Raw genomic sequence first — 18,214 nt, forward strand, 5'->3', positions numbered from 1 at the left:
CAAATCAACATTGAATGGCGGCTTTTAGATCTTTTCAGATTATTCTAACACTAGGTTTTTTACTCAGTATAACTTTTCCCAGTGCTGCTTTTCAAGAGAATAATTCCTCCGAAACCAGGCCTAAAATAGGTCTGGTTTTGAGTGGAGGAGGAGCTAAAGGAATGGCCCATATCGGAATCATCAGGTCCATGGAAAAGGCCGGGATCAGACCTGATTATGTCGTGGGGACCAGCATGGGATCTGTTGTCGGAGGCTTGTATGCTTTAGGGTATAGTGCGGATGAATTGGAAGAAATCATTCTGAATATTGATTGGGATCTGATTATTTCCAATCGGGTTGAATTCAATACCATAGCCTTCGAGGAAAAAGAGTATTACAATCGCTATTTATTGGAGTTTCCTGTAGTGAATGGGAAAATAGCTTTTCCTTCGGGTTTGATTGAAGGTCAGATGCTTTCGGAAGTATTGCATTATTATACCTGGCCTGCGAATAATTATAAGAGTTTTGATGATTTTCCGATTCCATTTCGATGCGTGGCAACTGATATTGCTACTGGTCAACCCATAATTTTTGATGATGGATACCTGCATGATGCCATGCGATCCAGTATTGCGATCCCTACAGCATTTACAGCATTTGATTTGGATAGTACCGCAGTGGTTGATGGAGGAGTTGTAAATAATTTCCCAGTTGATATCGCCAAAGAAATGGGAGCAGACATCGTGATTGGAGTTAATGTTTCTGATGAGGATTTTTTGGAAGTAGACCAATTAGGAGGTTTCGGAGGTATTTTGATGCAATTGGCGATGTCACAATCGCTTGCTAAAACTAAGGGGAATATTGAGCAATGTGATATTTATATCAAGCCTGACCTAGGGATTTATTCTACAGCAAGCTTTGGGAATTACAAAGAGATTTTGGCTTTGGGCGATGAAACGGGTCAGCTTTATTTTGATGATTTTAAGCAATTGGCGGATAGTCTGGGAAGAAATGATAAAGTGCTTGGAATAGGGTTCAAAGAAGCTCCGATTCAAATTTCAGGAGTTTCTTTTGTTGGAAATAGACTGTTTTCCACAAGTTTGCTTCAATCAAAATTAGGTATTAGTGCAGGAGAAACAGTTTCACGGGAAGAATTGGAAACAGCAATCCGACGGGTTTATGGAATCAATGGCTTTTATAAAGTGGATTACTCTTTGGTTCCTTTTGGTGAGGATAGATACAATTTAAAAGTCCGACTAAAGGAAAAGCCAGCCACACTTCTGAGTACAGCGATCCACTATGACAATCGATTTTCTGCAGGAATTCTTTTTAATTTAACTGCTAGGGATTTTATAGGGAAAAATAGCAGAACAGTGTTTTTGCTGGATGTATCAGAAAATCCAAAAGCTCGAATCGACCATTATAAATACTTTGCTGGAAATAAAAATTTAGCGTTTAATGCAAGATTGAATCTACTTCGCCAGCAATTGCCTCAATATGAAAATGGAGAAGAATCTTTCATTCTTGTGGATAGGAATTCAAGTCTTGTGGCGCAAATGATTACCACAGGATCACTCAAGCAATTTTTTGCCCTGGGAGCGATTTACGAATACAGTAAATCAAGGCTTCAGTTTAATTTCAACTTTTCCGACGCATTAAAAAATGGCGTTCAAAGCTCCCTTGGATTGAGATTTCGTTATTATAGAAATTCTCAAAACGACAGGAATTATCCAACTAGAGGTGCAGAGGGATTATTTGAACCTACCTTTCATCTGACCAATAATCTAACTATAAATCTGAAGTCTGGATTCGATGAATTAGTCCTGAATTTGGATGGAATTGAGATTCCGATTGCAAAAGAAGATCTTCCTGGATTTACAGATGCTTTGGAGCCAGATCCTTATTTTTCTATCCTTGGCAGATATAGTAAATTCCTGTATTTAAGCCCAAAATTTCAATTTAAACCAGAAGTAGCTGGTGGATTGACTTTGACTAATACTGCAGGTAGAGTTTATCAGGAATTTTTTGTGGGAGGCTATCAGAATATCCGATTTTCGGATACCAATTTTTGGGGATTGAACTATGCAGAAGTCCAATCCCCAAATTTTGCCAAACTTGGAATGAGTGCTCAGTTTATCCCTCTTAAAAAGATATACCTCCGAGCTGGTGCGAATTATTTGGGTTTTAGCGATACGTTCGCATTAAACGATGAAGAGTTTTTTGACAAACTTTTTCAGACTGATTCTTTCTTTGGTTTTGGAACAGATATAACTTATCAATCTATTATCGGACCGATCACAGTAGGAGTCAGTAGCAATAGTTCAGACAAAAAGCTTCGCTCTTATTTTTCCCTTGGTTTCTCCTTTAATTATTCGGATCGATAGTTTGAATGGACCCATCAGGCAAATGGGTCAGCTTAGTCATCTTGATATTTCGCAGGTGCGTTTCTCCAGAAAGCTGTGTGTCGTGGTAGAATAAATACCATTCGCCATTTACCTCCACGATGGAATGATGATTTGTCCATCCTTCCACTGGATTTAAAACTACTCCTTGATATGTAAAAGGTCCATAAGGATTGTCAGCTGTTGCGTATGCTATGTTATGGGTATCTCCTGTGGAATAGGATAAATAATATGTTCCATTATACTTATGAACCCAGGCTGCTTCGAAGAACCTTCTTTCATTGTCACCATTCAAAAGCGGATTTCCGACTTTATCCAAAATCTTGATTTCTTTGGGTGTTTCAGAAAATTCCAACATGTTATCGCTCATTTTGGCGATAATTGGTCCTAGGGCAGGCTGGTCATCTGCTGGTAGGCCATCAGTAGGTGCTGGACCTTTATCGTCAAATTTATTGTCTCGGTATTTCTGAAGTTGGCCTCCCCAGATTCCGCCAAAATACATGTAATACGACCCATCTGTGTCTTCAAAAACTGCAGGATCGATACTATAACTGCCTTTGATTGGCTCAGGTTGAGCAGTAAACGGACCGGTCGGAGAATCTCCTACTGCAACGCCGATTTTAAAAATATCCTGTTCATCCTTTGCAGGGAAATACAGATAATACTTGCCGTCTTTTTCTGCTGCATCCGGTGCCCAAAGTTGCCTCTTAGCCCAAGCAACATCTTCCACTCCCAAGACTTTTCCTGCGTCTACCACTGGTGAATCAGGAGAATCCATGGTATAAACATGGTAGTCCATCATATTAAAATGTGAACCTAAATCATCTTGAGAGACATCGGACTCAATATCATGAGAGGGATAGATGTATATTTTCCCATCAAAAACATGTGCTGAGGGATCTGCAGTGAATAGATCCGTGATCAAAGGTTGGGAAAGATACTTTGCAGCAGTACTGTCCACTACTACAGTTTCTTCTTCGACTTCAGAAGTTTGAGAGGAGTTGTTGCAAGCTGAAAAGCCAATGCTTACAGCTACCGCAGGTAGGATTCTAAATAGGTTATTCATAGGTTGGTATGTTTAGATATTGAGCTCAAGTTAAATTGAAAAAAAGATTTTTCAAGAAATCCTGGTGGAATTGCTTCCGCTACACATACCGTTAATTTGAAGCAAACCATTGATCTAAATGTCGAGCCAGATATAGTATTTGATATTCTGAATATCAATGAATTCGGTATATTGGACATACAAAAACCCATTTTAACCTTTCGTATGAATCGTAGAAAATCACTCAAAGTCCTTGGGGCTTCGGTTGCTGGTATTGCCGGTTTGGCACTTGTCGACTGGAAGTGGCAAATCATTGACAACCTCACTCACAAAGGATTTTTCACCTTGGAGGAGGAAAAATTAATCTCAAGTATTGCCGATACCATTATCCCAGAAGGTCTTCCCCCAATTGTTCCAAGTGCTGAAGCAAAACCTATTGGAGCATTAAGCACAGGAACTGATAAATATCTTATTAAACTTTTCGAGCAATGCTATGAAAAAGAAGATCAGGATCTGATCAAGCAGGAATTAGAGATCTTGAATAGTAATGCCAATTCCCAAATGGGTGATGATTTCTATAAGCTACCAAAGTCGGATCGTGAAAATCTACTCACCATGATGGGAACTTCAGAGGATGAGAATCAGAAAAAATTCTTTGACCTGATGAAAGAGCAGACCATTGTAGGTTTTACTACTGTCAAAGAAGTGATGGTTGAATACCGAGATTATAAAGTCGCTCCGGGCTTTTATACCGGATGTGCAGATGTTCCAGCCAAAGCTTAAACCACCCAGAAAATGCTACAAGATTCAAAAGAAAAGCGCACATACGACGCCATTGTGATAGGTTCTGGAGCCAGCGGAGGTTGGGCCGCCAAAGAACTAACAGAAAAAGGACTGAAAACCTTGGTTCTCGAAAGAGGAAGGATGGTCAAACATATTGAAGATTATCCTACAGCTTCCAAGGCACCTTGGGAATTTGAATTCCGTGGGGCCGTCCCTTTGGAAAAAAGATCAGGAATCGGTGGAGGAAGATGGTTGAGAGAAGAAACAGCTCATTGGGCTTTGGCAGATGATGAGCAACCTATTATCCAGGAGAAGCCATTTCGATGGTTTAGAGGCTATCATGTTGGTGGGAAATCTCTGCTCTGGGCAAGAGCCACGCAACGCTGGTCAGATTATGATTTTGAAGGTCCAGCTAGAGATGGATTTGCAATTGATTGGCCTATTCGCACCAAAGATCTAAATCCTTGGTATGAATATGTGGAGCGCTTTGCAGGTATCGCAGGAAGTAAAGATGGATTACCCGAACTTCCGGATTCTGAGGTGATGCCAGGCTTTGAACTGAGTTGCATTGAGCAATATTATAAAGAGCAGTTGCAGGCAAATTATGGAAACAGGCATTTGATACAAGGGCGATGCGCTCATTTGACTGATCCACAGGAAATCCATAAGCAGCAGGGAAGAAATAAATGCCAGAATCAAGCCATGTGTAATCGGGGTTGTGTCTACGGCGGTTACTTTTCTGCCAATGCATCTACTTTGCCATGGGCAGAGAAAACTGGAAATCTAACTGTCAGACCTGATGCTGTGGTAGAATCAATTATTTATGATGATGCAAAAGGAAAAGCAACTGGAGTAAGAATCATCGATCGTCATAGCAAAGAAGCCATCGAGTTTTATGCGAAAATCATCTTTGTAAATGCATCCACGATAGCTTCCAATGCGATTTTACTGAATTCAAAATCCAGTACATTTTCCAACGGAATTGGAAATGAAAATGGATTGATGGGTAAGTTTCTGGCTTGCCATAATTATCGAGGCAAAGGCTATGCAACTTTCGAAGGATTTTTAGATAAAGCCAACATGGGTAGAAACCCGGGCCATGCTTATGTGCCGAGATTCCGAAATGTTTTCAAACAAGAAACTGATTTTCTTCGAGGCTATTCCATTGGAATGTCTGGCGGAAGAAGCATGGGTTCGGATACTAGCATGATTGGAGATGAACTGAGAGATAATTTGCTCAATCAAAAATACAATGATGTCTGGGGATTGGCTTCTTGGATGCAGGGTGAAACTGTTCCTGTGGAAGATAATCACATGCGACTCAGCCCAGATCAAGTGGATAAATACGGGATTCCACAAATCATTCTTTCAGTTGAGTGGAAGGAAAATGATGATAAAATGGCAGCAGATTTCGTTGCTCAGCAAACAGAAATGTATGAGCGGGCAGGTTTCAAAAACATCAAAGTAGAAGATTCACATTCTGATCCTGGTTCGGACATCCATGAAATGGGAGGAGTGAGAATGGGGAAAGACCCTAAAGATTCTTTGCTCAATGAATGGAATCAATTGCATCTCTGTAAAAATGTTTTTGTAACGGATGGAGCATGTATGACTAGTACAAGTACCCAAAATCCAACATTGACTTTTATGGCGCTGACTGCAAGAGCGGCGAACCATGCAGTTGAAGAACTGAATAAATTGAATCTATAATAATTGAATACAAGTTTCTATTAAAAATGAAAATCAAACCTGTTTTACTGCTCCTTTTATTAATCGGACCTTTGATCTTTTTTGATGCCAATGCGCAGGAAAAAGGAGATCCTTTGATGCAAGTTCCACTTGGAGTCCAATCTTATTCTTTCCGGAATCATTGGGCAAATGGAGTGGAAGCTACACTCGATATAATCCAGAAAATGGGTTTCAAAGAGTTGGAAGGTGGAGCACCAAGAGGTGTAACAACAGAAGAATTCATTAAACTTTGCGAAGCTAGAGGAATAAGTATTCCATCCACAGGAACCGGCTTTGAGCAATTGGAAGAAAATCCACAGGCAGTAGCGGATCGAGTGAAAGCGTTAGGAGCAAAGTATGTAATGTGTTCTTGGTTACCTCATAATGGAGATTTCACCAAGGTAAATGCAGATCGTGCGATCAAGGCATTCAATGAGGGAGGAAAAGTATTGAAGGAGAATGGGATTGTTTTCAAATACCATGTTCACGGCTACGAATTTCAGCCTTATGAAAATGGAACTTTGTTGGATTATATCATCGAAAACACCGATCCAGAATATGTGTCTTTCCAGATGGATGTGATGTGGACTCATTTTGGAGGAGGGGATCCAGTGGCTTTACTCAAAAAGTATGGAGATCGATGGGTGTCATTGCATTTGAAAGATTTCAGGAAAGGGGCTCCAAAAGACATGACGGGCCTCACAGGACCAGAAAATGATGTTCCATTGGGGACAGGCGAACTGGATATTCCTGGTATACTTCGGGAGTCCAATAAAATCGGGATCAAGCATATGTTTATAGAAGATGAAAGTGATAACGAACTCGAGAATCTTCCGAAAAGCATTGCTTACTTAAAAAGCCTTAAATACTAAATTCTAGTGTAGAACAGGGTCGGGTTCTTCAGGTTAAAATTTGTAAAACATTGATCATTAGTGTGTAAATAACAATTTTAGTTTGTAAATTTTAGTTCGAACTAATCCAATTGTTATGAGAAATACATTTTTAACTGGGCTCTTTTCTTTTCTATTAATCAGTTTTTCAGGTTTCTCACAAGTTAAATCAAGACTTGTTTCCGTTGACGGGCGGATGGTGGAAGTGAAAACATCTGGTTTGGAGGAAAGGAAATTAATGCAACCTGTTGTGATTTTTGAATCAGGACTCGCAGAGGATTTATCGATTTGGGATCAGGCTTTTGCTCAAGTTTCTGATTATGCTCCCGTTTTATCTTACAATCGAGCAGGTATCGGTCAATCAGATTTATCCTCTGATTCAATAAGTATCTCCAGCCGAGCCCATGAGTTGAAAGCTTTATTGGAAGGAATGAAAATTGACCCCCCTTACATTTTGGTTGGCCATAATTGGGGAGCACTGATCAGCAGGGAGTTTGCAGCTAATTTTTCCAATGATGTAATGGGCTTGCTTTATTTGGATCCGATCACTGATTTAGATAATCAAGAGGATCTGACTGCTTTACTTACGAAAGATGGATTGGATGGAGCGCTTCTCTCAGAAGAATACCTTGAATTTTTAGAAACCCGAATGAATCGCCATAACCCTGGAGTCCAAAAAGAAGTTTCCGCATTCATATCCTTATTAAAAAACAACCAAGTGGATTGGGAGTCAAAAAAAGTAGAATTCCTCAAGTCCTCGGTTATGATTGGAAGAAAAGCTGATATGTTCCCAATGATGGGAAGATTGTCGATGGATTCGAGAGAGTTCTATAAAAAACTTATTGCTGGGAAAGTAGATTATTTTGAAGAATTCCTTCTAGACAAAACCAAAACATCATTGGTTTTATCTTCTGGTTCTATGAATATTTTGCCTTATCAAGAGCCACTTTTGATTTCTTCCAATGTTCAAAATCTAATTTTCAGCGATGTTGAATTTCAGATTTTGAATGCAGGACTAAAATTAGATGCGGATTCTTATGGTGAATATTTAGATGGTTTAGTTACCTACATGCCTAAATCACTGATTACTGAAAGGACTTATAATATGTTGGGCTATAGCTTGATGCGACATGATCAGTACGAACAGGCTCTGGTGCTTTTTGAAAAGAATTTAGAAAGATACCCTCAGTCCGCTAACGTTTATGATTCTTACGGAGATGGATTGCTTGCACTGGGAAAAGTAGAAGAAGCTATTCCTTATTTCGAAAAAGCAATTGAATTAGGGACTGATGTTTCCCACCGTGATTTGGAATTATTCCGAAAAAATCTTGCTAAGAGTAAAGAAATGCTGGCAAGTCAAAATTGATATTTGTTGAATTGCTTTTAATTGAATTCCGGGTTTTCGCTCGGAATTTTTACTTTTAGGCAAATTCAATATTAATGAAGAGAATATTTCTGGCGGTTGTACTAATCTGTTTAAGTGCATTTTCTGCATTTCCCCAAGATTTCAATGTTCTGATCATTCATGTAGATGATTTGGGCTGGGCGGACATAGAGCCATTGGGAAGTGATTTTTACGAGACACCCAACATTACCAAATTGGCAAAAGAGGGGATGCTTTTCACCAATTCCTACGCTGCAGCGGCTATTTGTTCTCCAACTCGAGCTGCTATGCTGACAGGAAAATATCCGGCAAGATTAGGAATTACAGATTGGATCAGAGCGAAATTTCAAGGAGTATCAACTTCTGGTCTGCCTGGAGAATATGAAGTTTTTGAAGATAAGCCATTGAAAACTCCCAAAATCCAAGGTTATCTTCCATTGGAAGAAGTCACCATCGCAGAACGCATGAAAGAGCATGGCTATCAAACCCTACATGTGGGAAAATGGCATTTGGGTGAAGAGGGTTATTGTCCTACTGATCAGGGCTTTGATGTGAATATTGGGGGCAATGACTTGGGACAACCACCTAGTTATTTTGATCCTTATTTACCTGAAAAGCCAAGGGAGTTTTATGAGATTACCACGCTTAAACCCAGAAAAGAAGGAGAGTTTCTGACTGATCGGGAAGGGGATGAGGTAGTAAATTTCATTCGAGAAAAAAAAGACAAGAAGTTCTTTATCCAATGGGCACCTTATGCAGTACATACTCCTATCATGGGTAAGCCTGAATTGGTGGAAAAATATAAGCAAAAAGAGCCCGGTGACCAAAGGAATCCTGTTTATGCGGCCTTGGTAGAAAGTGTCGACCAAAACGTCGGCAAAGTAATGGAAGCCTTGGATCAAATGGGATTGAGAGAAAATACCTTAGTGATTTTCACCTCTGATAATGGAGGTTTGATTGGAAATTACGATAATCCAATTACCAATAATTATCCGCTTAAATCGCAGAAAGGCTATCCTTACGAGGGCGGGATTCGCATCCCAACGATTGTAAGTTGGCCGGGCGTCATACCAGAAGGAAGCATAAATGATACACCTATCATCACCATGGATTGGATTCCGACAGTATTGGATTTTATGGGAGAAAACCCAAAGCTGGATGAATTCGATGGTGTAAGCTTGAAAGGAGTTTTAACTCAGGAAAGTGAGCTTTCAGCTAGAGATTTATTTTGGCATTTCCCCCATTATCGTTTATCAGATATTGTTCCGTATGCGATTGTAAGGTCCGGAGATTACAAGTTGATTCATTACTTTGATGGAAGTCCTGGAGAACTTTATGACCTGAATCTAGACCTCCAGGAATCAGTCAATGTGATATCAACCAGAAAGGCAATAGCAGATCAATTGCAGATGAAAATTGAAAACTGGTTGAAAGAAACCGGAGCTAGGTTGCCCGTAGGAAAGTAATTCAATTGACTTTCTTAGCACACCAATTTATAGCCATATCCTCGAACATTCAGGATTTGGATGTTGGGGTCGTCTTGAAGTTTTTTTCGGAGCTTAGTGATGAAAACATCCATGCTTCTTGCATTAAAGAAGTCATCGGCACCCCAGATTCTGGTCAGGATCAGGCTTCGATCAGTAATGTCATTGCTGTTTTCAAGTAGGATTTCCAGGAGTTGGGATTCCCGGGCAGTCAAGGGAGATTCTTTCTCTCCCAATTTTAAAAGCTGTCTAGTTGGATGAAATTCAAATTCACCAAGTTCTAACCAGTCCCGCTGCTGATTTTTAATCAGTTTTCGATCCAGTTGTGCATTGATTCGAACGATCAATTCCTCCATGCTAAATGGCTTTCGGATATAGTCATTTCCACCTTGCCCAAATCCTTTGACCACATCTTCTGTCTGGCCTTTTGAAGTCAGAAAGATAATGGGAGTGAAAGGATCAATTTTCCGGATTTGCTCAGCTAAAGTGAACCCATCCTTTTTAGGCATCATCACATCCAAGACTAAAATATCGGGTTTTGAGGCCTTGTATTTTTCCCAAGCGATGTCTCCATTGGCGCAAAGCAAAACCTCAAAATCTCGGCTTTCCAGACTTTCCTGAACGATCATTCCCAGGGAAATCTCATCTTCTGCTAAAAGGACTTTGGTTTTTGAGTTCATGGCCAAATGGTGGTAAATGAAGTACTATGAGGGGCGGTTTGCAAAATGATTTCGCCTCCATGTTTTTCTATAATTTTTTTGACATAGTAGAGACCGATTCCAAAGCCTTTGACATCATGGACATTGCCTTGAGGGATTCTGTAAAACTGCTCAAAGATTCGTTCTTTCTGGCCTGAACTGATTTTTCCGCCATTATCCCAGATTCTGATTTTGGTCTGGTTACTCTGATCCAAAGTGATCTGGATCTGATCTCCCCCGTATTTGATGGCATTGTCCAAGAGATTGGAAAGTGCATTCTCAAAGTGAAAAGTGTCTACTAAAATTGGCTTAATAGTAGAAGGAAGTGATAACTCGATTTTCTTCTCAGGTGCCAGTGTTTGGTATTTTTGAAGCAAAGATCTCAAAACAGGTTCCGGATCGATTTCTTCTGTTCGCAGCATCAATTGCTCCGAGTCCAGCGTGGCAGTTTCCAATAATTTCTCCACCATCAGATTCAGTTTATGCAATTGCATTTTGGAAATACCCAAATACCTTTTGTTCTTTTCCGGATCATTGGAAGGGTTAAATTGCTCGATACCTTCAATGGCTGAAAGGGTAGTGGCTATCGGAGTTTTAAACTCATGAGTAATATTTGAAATCAGATCCTGCTTGATTTCTGCGATTTCCTTCTGGTTTTTGATGGTTTGATAGAGGTAATAAAATGCAAAGGCAATAATCACTAAAAACAGCACAGAAGTTAGGATTTCAATGATTCCTCTCCTTAAAACGGTCAAAGCTGTATTTTCAAAGTACATTTCTAGCCTTTGACCTCTAGGTAAAAAAGTGGATTTTGACTGGGTTTTGAAAGGCATTTCCAAGGCCTCTTTTTCATGATAGGCTCCGTTCAGACTGTCTCCATCATAGTGCAGCAAACCATAATTAATATCGATTTTCTTTCGGGCAAGTTCTGCTTGTAGGTAGTTGTTGATTTTGTCAAAATCCAAGGAATCCCGGGTGATGGAAATGATGATTTGACTTGTAAGCTTTTTGATACTTCTTAAGCTATCTGCAGCTTCCAAACCTCGGAAAATGTTGATTTCGTTTATTTCATCAACTTGAAAATTATGTAAAGTATCCTGATGAAGTCTTAATTCATGATTTCCGGAATCTGTACTATCCTGAAATATTTCACCCGTGCTGGAGAGAGCTTTTAGTATCAGCTGACTTTTTCCAACACGCTTAAAAAAGCCCAAAGAACTCTTTGAGGTGTCGGAAACAATAAGGGAATCAGCCGAGCTATCATTCAAGAAAAACTTGGTTTTAACAGAATCGGGATGAAGAGATGGGGCTTGTTTCCATTCTAATCGTTGTAAATTATCTGTCAAGGTAACCACATCACTTTTTGCTATTTCAGCATAATACTCATCCAAAGCGGTATCCAAACTCCCTTGGATATCATTCACCAATTGGTTTTCGATGAGCTGAAACTGAGAGATGTTCCGATAGATCTGAACACCAATACTGATGCATAACGTAAATGCAATCAGAATCCCTATCCGCTTGAATTGTAGTTGTTTCACGACGCTAAATTAGGAGCAAACTGATTGAAAAACCGAATGTTAACACACGTTAACACTGCTTAACTCAGTTGTTTGGCTTGTTTTTATTGGTTTGTGTCAAAGAAAATAGACTATGAAAACCAAAATTTTACTACTCGCCTTTATTGCCTTCATGAGTTTTGTTGGGACTTCTTTTTCCCAAGGATTAACAGGAAGAGCGTATTACAAATCATCCTCCAATATCAAGTTTTCCATGGATAGCACCAAGATGGCTCCAGAAGTGATGGCTGATCTTCAAAGGCAACTCAAGAAACAGATGGAAAGAGAATACATTCTTTCTTTCAATCAGGGAGAGTCCAATTGGAAGCAAGCCGAAAGCCTAGGATCTGGTCCAGCTTCTGCCTCATCAGGTGGTGCGAGCATCGTGATCAATACTGGAAGCAGTGATTTGATTTTATATAAAAACCTAGCAGAGCAAACTTATTTGAAAGAAGAGGATCTCATGGGAAGAGAGTTTCTGGTAAAGGACAATTTGAATCTTTATGATTGGGAACTTACTGATGAAACAAAGAAGATAGGCAATTACGAATGCCAGAAAGCCACCTATTCAAAAATCGTGGATAGCAAGCGCTTTTCTACAGGTATGGAAGAAATGGAAGTCGTAAAAGATACTGTTCAGGTAGTGGCTTGGTTCACTTCACAAATTCCAGTTAGCCATGGACCTTCTGAATTTTGGGGCTTGCCAGGTTTGATTTTGGAACTGCAAAACAATGGAAGTACTCTAATCGCCGAAAAAATTGTGTTGAATCCCGAAGAGCCAGTTGAAATAGTAGTTCCTAATAAAGGTAAAGAGATGAGCAGCGAGGAATATCGTGCCCTTGCAGACGAAAAGATGCAGGAGATGATGAAGAAATATTCCGGTAAATCAGGAGAACATCAGATGACTATCAAAATCGGAAATTGATTTCTAAAACCTCCGAAAACTAAACCAACATGAAATTGATTTTTAAAAGTTTTGCAGGGGTAGTTCTCCTGTCCCTGCTCTCCTTTGCCTCTTTTTCCCAGACTAGAAATCTGACAGGGCAAGTGCTAGACTCCTTGAATCAGCCGATTAGCTATGCAAATGTGGTTGCAGTCAACCAAACAACTCAAAAAATCGGAGCTTTTGCCATTACTAATGGAGAAGGTAGATTTAAGCTTGCTCTGGTTCCAGGATCTGAATATTTACTTCGGATTTCATTTGTAGGATACAAGCAATTTGAGCGGGTGATTACAGATTGGTCGGCCGATGAATCGATCCAAGTGATTCTGACCAATGATGAAACTATGCTCGATCAAATCGAAGTAGTTTCTGAACTTCCTGTTACTATGCAAGGGGATACTTTGACTTACAAAACGGATGCATTTACGACTGGAACAGAGAGGAAATTAAAAGACGTTTTGGAAAAGCTTCCAGGCTTTGAAATTGATGATGAGGGGGGAGTTAAGGTCCAAGGAAAGAAAGTAGACAAAGTCATGGTGGACGGGAAGAACTTTTTTGATGGGGATACCAAGTTGGCTACTAAAAACCTTCCAGCTAATGCAGTGGACCGTGTTCAGGTACTTAAGAATTTTAACGAAGTGGCACCAGTAAGAGGCTTGGATACTGATGAGTCTTTAGCTTTGAATATTCAGTTAAAAGATGGAAAGAAGAAGCTGGTTTTTGGGGATTTGACAGCTGGTGCTGGGCCAAAGGAGCGGTATTTAGGCCATGCAAATGCATTCTATTATTCCCCAAAGTTGAATCTGAATTTGATCGCGGATGGAAATAATGTAGGAGAGCTTCCTTTCACCCTGCAGGATTATTTCCGGTTTAGTGGAGGGTTGGCTGGGCTTACGAGTAGAACTGGAACTTCTATTTCTATGAGTGGAGAAGATATGGGGATTCCGATGGCACAGCGAAATAATGCAGCTTCTTTGGAGACGGCTTTAGGCGCTTTCAATTTGAATTATAATCCAAGTTCAAAATGGAGACACTCAGGATTTGCAATTGGTTCTACTTCTAAAAATAGATTGGGGAGCATTTCCCAAAGAACCTACTTAAGAAGCGATGAGAATCAGCAGGAAACACTAAGTTCTGCTAGTACAGTTGAAAACAGTTCAGGTTTGATGAAGTACGCTGTGACTTATACTCCAAAAGAGGAAACTTATGTCAAATATTCCGTTTTCGGAAAGCTTGCGGACATTCAAAACAGGAATTTGCTGGATTCTGATTTTGGAAGCATCAGGCAACAAATAAATAACTTCCAAACCAGAAGACCTTATAGTGTACAGCAGAAAGCTGAATGGTATCATGCTCCTTCAGAAAAAAGAGTTTTCTCAATGGAGTTTAACTGGGAGAAAAAATACCAGGATCCTTTGTATGATCTGACTACAAATCAAAAGCCTTTTATGGGAGTTCTTCCTATCCTTGATCAGGAAAATTATCGATTCCTTCAGCAGCAGGAAATTCATTCCAGAACTTTGGAGGGATCATTTAACTATTATCATATTCTGAATGCGACTAACCATTTGAATTGGAGCTTGGGATATTCCGATACTAGACAGGAAATGATTTCTGATCTGAATCAGATTTTGCCAAGTGAAAACGAATCCTATGCAGAATTTGAGAATGACAACCAGTTTGGTATTCAGGATTTGTCCCTTGGGATGACTTATAAAACTAAGTGGAATGATTTCATTTTGAGTCCTTCTCTTTTTGCACATCGCTATGCATGGCAAGACCAGCAGTTTGAGAATGAGTTGACCCAACAAAAAACCTTGCTGCTACCTGGGATGTATGCCAAATGGGCGATTAAATCGAATAAGTCTTTGACCTATAGATTCCAGACTACAGCCAATTTCATGGATATCCAGAAACTGGCGAAAGGTTATATCATTCAAGATTATAACTCGATTTTCACTGGAAATAGGATGCTGGATAATGGGTTATTTACCAATCATTCTTTGAATTACAGCCATTATGATTTCTTCTCCTCTGTAAGTTTATATGGATCTTTAAATTGGCAGCGGAAGAGAAATGATATTGTCAACACCACAGATTTTCAAGGGATTAATAGGTTTTTGACCGTATTGAATATTACTCCAATTAATGAAAATCTAAACGGGAATCTGAGCTTTGATAAGAAATTCAACACGTTTAAAGTCACTGCAAGTGGGCAATGGAATTCATTTACTACGAATAACTTGATCAATGATGAGGTTAACCAAAACAAACAGTTTTCCCAAACCTATAACATGAAGGCTACGACTACTTTTTTCAAAAAAGTAGAAGTTGATTTCGGTTATACATTTTCAACCAATAAGTATAACGGTTTAAATTCCCAGAATACATTTAATACCCACACTCCGAAGTTTGAAGTGGATTGGGATATCTGGAAAGGTTTGAAATTAAATGCAGATTATGCCTTTAATACCTATACTAATACAGGAGCTGGAACGCAAAGCGAATTTGATTTCCTCAATGCATTATTGAGTTATCAGGGAAAATCCAGTCCATGGGAATTCAGATTTACCGTTTGGAATATTCTGGACACCCGCTCAATTCGAAGAGATAGTTTCAATGATAACTTGATCAGTACCTACTCTTATTTAGTCCAACCGAGGTACGGTTTATTTACTATCAAATGGGATATTTAAGTCTTTAGAGGTTGTTTTGGCAACCTCTTTTTTTTGCCTTTTGAGGTTTAAATCTTGACTAGAGAGGAGTTGGAGTTTTGGCTCTTACTTTAAATTGATTTTTGAACTGGAATAAGTTTCTTGTAACTTATAGCTAGACAAATGTTTCCACCCCAACCAAAATCAGTTTTTTATGAAAGAATTTTCAAGAAGAGATTCTCTTAAAACCATGTCGCTTGCGGCAGGAGCAAGTATCATTTCTCCCCTCAGTTTATTTGCAAATTCAAGCCGGCCCAAACGAGCAAAATTAGGAGTAGCGCTTGTCGGATTAGGTTATTACAGTACTGATTTATTGGCACCGGCTCTACAGCAAACAGAAAACTGTTATCTAGCTGGTATCGTGTCAGGTACTCCATCCAAAATATCGATGTGGAGAGGGAAATATAATATCCCAGCCGAAAACGTATACAACTATGAAAATTTTGATACGATTGCAGACAATCCGAATATTGATGTAGTCTATGTGGTTTTGCCACCTTCTATGCACAAAGAATATGTGATTAGAGCTGCCAAAGCTGGAAAGCATGTTTGGTGTGAAAAGCCGATGGCGGTCACAGCCGAAGACTGTCAGGCGATGATCGATGCCTGTAAAGAAAACAACGTTAATTTGTCCATTGGTTACAGATGCCAGCATGAGCCAAATACGCAGGCATTCCAAGAAATTGTAAAAAATGGAAAGTTAGGCAAAGTGTTGAATGTGGACTGTGCTGCTGGTTATAGGGAAGGAAGAACAGATCACTGGAAGCAAAAGGCTGAAATGGGTGGAGGTGTGATTTATGACATGGGTGTTTATGCCATTCAAGGAGCCAGGTTAGGATTCGGAGAGGAACCGATTGCTGTGAATGCTGCAAAAGTTTGGGCGGAGAGACCTGAAATTTATAAAAATGGATTGGGTGAAATTGTAGAGGCTCAATTGGAATTTCCTGGGGGAAGGATGGCAACTATAAAGACTTCTTTTTATGAAAACACTAATTTTTTAACTATTCAATGTGAAAAGGGAAAGATTGAGATGGAGCCTTTTTCGGGATATAATGGAAACAAGGGCAAGAGTCCTTTAGGAGAAATTAATTTCCCTTATCAAGTACCATGGCAGCAGGCAAATCAAATGGATCATGATGCGATGGCAATTATGGAAAAGACTCCGGTGCTTGTTCCAGGAGAAGAAGGACTAAGGGATATTAAAATAGTACAAGCGATTCTAAAATCTGCCAAAACAGGAATGAAGGTTACTGTTTAATTTTAACTAGCTCAAATTAAGGAGGTTTCTGATTTCAGAAACCTTTTTTTGTTTCAAAAAATATTTTTCAATAACTAAGAATAATACAATGTGTAATCGAAAAATTATACATAAATTATCTTCTGTTCATGAAAAGTGATTTTCATACCATTAAAAAAGTTGTTTGCAGTTTAGTTTTTTAAATCAATTCTTCAGTATTCCCAGTCATTTTTTGAAGGCTTGATCTCATTCTTAGAGTATGAATTTTTGAATTAGCAGCTAATAAATATTCTTATGAAAACAGTTTTAAAAATTTTTGCATGGGTAGCTGGAGTGTTACTCTTCGTTGTTTTAGCTTTTGTGAGCTTTGTCCTTTTAAAATGGGATCAAAAATATGACGCTCCCTACCCAGAGTTAAGTGCCACATCTGATTCCACAATGATAGCCAGAGGTAAGTATTTGGTCTATGGTCCAGCGCATTGTTCTGTTTGCCATAACTCAATGGATAAAATGGAAGCTTTGGAACGTGGAGAAATGCTTCCTTTAGCAGGTGGAATGGAGTTCGTTTTTGAACCCGGAACTCTTCGCTCACGAAACTTGACGCCTGATGAAGAAACTGGAATTGGGAAATTGACGGATGCTGAAATTGCAAGAGTGATGCGTTACTCTGTTGGTGCAGATGGTCGGCCACTATTTCCTTTAATGCCTTTTCAAAACATGTCGGATAGCGATGTGATTGCTATTATTTCCTACTTAAGGTCACAAGAAAAAGTTAAAAATGAAATCAAACCCAGTGAATATTCTTTTCTCGGAAAAGCGATCTTGGCTTTAGGTATGATTAAACCTGAAGGCCCAATTGAAACTCCCCCAACAACTATTGCTGTTGAACCAACCCCAGTTTATGGAAAATATCTGGCAAATTCAGTAGCCAATTGTGTAGGATGCCATTCACCAAGAGATCTCATGAGTGGCGCATTTATAGGCCCCAAGTTTAGTGGAGGGCTGATTTTAGAAGATGTGCCTGGTGCACCATTTATCACTCCAAATTTAACTCCAGATCCTGAAACAGGAGTGATGGCAAATTGGACTGAAGATGCTTTCATAGAAAGATTCAGAGCCGGTAAAGTTTACGAAAACACACCAATGCCATGGTCAAGTTTCGGTAATATGAGTGACGTTGATTTAAGAGCATTATATCGCTACATCATGTCCTTGGATCCTGTTTCAAATAAAGTTGAAAAAACACCATACATGCTGGAAGTTGGAGCTTCTGAATGAAGGATTCTAATTTCTAAATCTTAAAAACCAATCATTTCTTTCTACCCCGTTTTAAATCCTGATTTTTCTGGACTGGGATTTCTATTGCCA

General features: G+C 39.4%; 13 protein-coding genes. 10 read left to right on the forward strand and 3 right to left on the reverse strand.

Annotated features, from left to right (window positions below; genetic code table 11):
* Positions 1 to 14 precede the first annotated feature (14 nt).
* A complete protein-coding gene (locus J0A69_RS16670; protein ID WP_206587754.1) occupies positions 15 to 2,363 on the forward strand; it encodes a patatin-like phospholipase family protein in 2,349 nt (782 codons plus the stop codon).
* Here the strand turns inward: J0A69_RS16670 and J0A69_RS16675 are convergent.
* A complete protein-coding gene (locus tag J0A69_RS16675; RefSeq protein WP_206587755.1) occupies positions 2,344 to 3,447 on the reverse strand; it encodes a glycoside hydrolase family 43 protein in 1,104 nt (367 codons plus the stop codon). The two genes, J0A69_RS16670 and J0A69_RS16675, sit on opposite strands and share 20 nt — an antisense overlap.
* A 204-nt stretch (positions 3,448 to 3,651) precedes the next feature.
* On the opposite strand from J0A69_RS16675, the gene J0A69_RS16680 reads away from it, so the two are divergent.
* The 5 genes from J0A69_RS16680 (at position 3,652) to J0A69_RS16700 (ending at position 9,677) form a co-directional block, all read left to right on the forward strand.
* Complete coding sequence (locus tag J0A69_RS16680; protein WP_206587756.1) at positions 3,652 to 4,209, forward strand: gluconate 2-dehydrogenase subunit 3 family protein; 558 nt, start codon at positions 3,652 to 3,654, stop codon at positions 4,207 to 4,209.
* 12 nt (positions 4,210 to 4,221) lie between these two features.
* Positions 4,222 to 5,919, forward strand: a complete 1,698-nt coding sequence (locus tag J0A69_RS16685) for a GMC oxidoreductase (protein ID WP_206587757.1) — start codon at positions 4,222 to 4,224, stop codon at positions 5,917 to 5,919.
* A 26-nt stretch (positions 5,920 to 5,945) separates the two neighbouring features.
* Entirely contained in the window at positions 5,946 to 6,809 is an 864-nt protein-coding gene (locus J0A69_RS16690) for a sugar phosphate isomerase/epimerase family protein (protein ID WP_206587758.1), read from the forward strand.
* 115 nt (positions 6,810 to 6,924) lie between these two features.
* A complete protein-coding gene (locus J0A69_RS16695) occupies positions 6,925 to 8,193 on the forward strand; it encodes an alpha/beta fold hydrolase (RefSeq protein ID WP_206587759.1) in 1,269 nt (422 codons plus the stop codon).
* 74 nt (positions 8,194 to 8,267) lie between these two features.
* The gene (locus J0A69_RS16700; RefSeq protein ID WP_206587760.1) at positions 8,268 to 9,677 is read left to right on the forward strand and encodes a sulfatase; all 1,410 of its coding nucleotides are present in this window, start codon (positions 8,268 to 8,270) and stop codon (positions 9,675 to 9,677) included.
* Between the two features lie 14 nt (positions 9,678 to 9,691).
* Here J0A69_RS16700 and J0A69_RS16705 read toward each other — a convergent pair whose 3' ends face one another.
* Together J0A69_RS16705 and J0A69_RS22745 are read right to left on the reverse strand one after the other, a co-directional pair.
* Positions 9,692 to 10,375, reverse strand: coding sequence for a response regulator transcription factor (locus J0A69_RS16705; RefSeq protein ID WP_206587761.1), 684 nt, complete (start codon positions 10,373 to 10,375; stop codon positions 9,692 to 9,694).
* A complete protein-coding gene (locus J0A69_RS22745) occupies positions 10,372 to 11,934 on the reverse strand; it encodes a sensor histidine kinase (protein WP_206587762.1) in 1,563 nt (520 codons plus the stop codon). The genes J0A69_RS16705 and J0A69_RS22745 overlap by 4 nt, the downstream gene beginning before the upstream one ends.
* A gap of 112 nt (positions 11,935 to 12,046) precedes the next feature.
* Here J0A69_RS22745 and J0A69_RS16715 point away from each other — a divergent pair, with 112 nt between their 5' ends.
* The 4 genes from J0A69_RS16715 (at position 12,047) to J0A69_RS16730 (ending at position 18,124) form a co-directional block, all read left to right on the forward strand.
* Positions 12,047 to 12,877 carry a GLPGLI family protein gene (locus tag J0A69_RS16715; protein ID WP_206587763.1) on the forward strand — a complete coding sequence of 277 codons (831 nt, stop codon included), beginning with the start codon at positions 12,047 to 12,049 and terminating at the stop codon, positions 12,875 to 12,877.
* 29 nt (positions 12,878 to 12,906) lie between these two features.
* Positions 12,907 to 15,591 carry a carboxypeptidase-like regulatory domain-containing protein gene (locus J0A69_RS16720; RefSeq protein ID WP_206587764.1) on the forward strand — a complete coding sequence of 895 codons (2,685 nt, stop codon included), beginning with the start codon at positions 12,907 to 12,909 and terminating at the stop codon, positions 15,589 to 15,591.
* 172 nt (positions 15,592 to 15,763) lie between these two features.
* A complete protein-coding gene (locus J0A69_RS16725; RefSeq protein ID WP_206587765.1) occupies positions 15,764 to 16,867 on the forward strand; it encodes a Gfo/Idh/MocA family protein in 1,104 nt (367 codons plus the stop codon).
* A 273-nt stretch (positions 16,868 to 17,140) separates the two neighbouring features.
* Complete coding sequence (locus J0A69_RS16730; RefSeq protein WP_206587766.1) at positions 17,141 to 18,124, forward strand: c-type cytochrome; 984 nt, start codon at positions 17,141 to 17,143, stop codon at positions 18,122 to 18,124.
* The last annotated feature ends 90 nt before the right edge of the window (positions 18,125 to 18,214 follow it).

The organism is Algoriphagus pacificus (genome assembly GCF_017254845.1).
Lineage (GTDB): Bacteria > Bacteroidota > Bacteroidia > Cytophagales > Cyclobacteriaceae > Algoriphagus > Algoriphagus pacificus.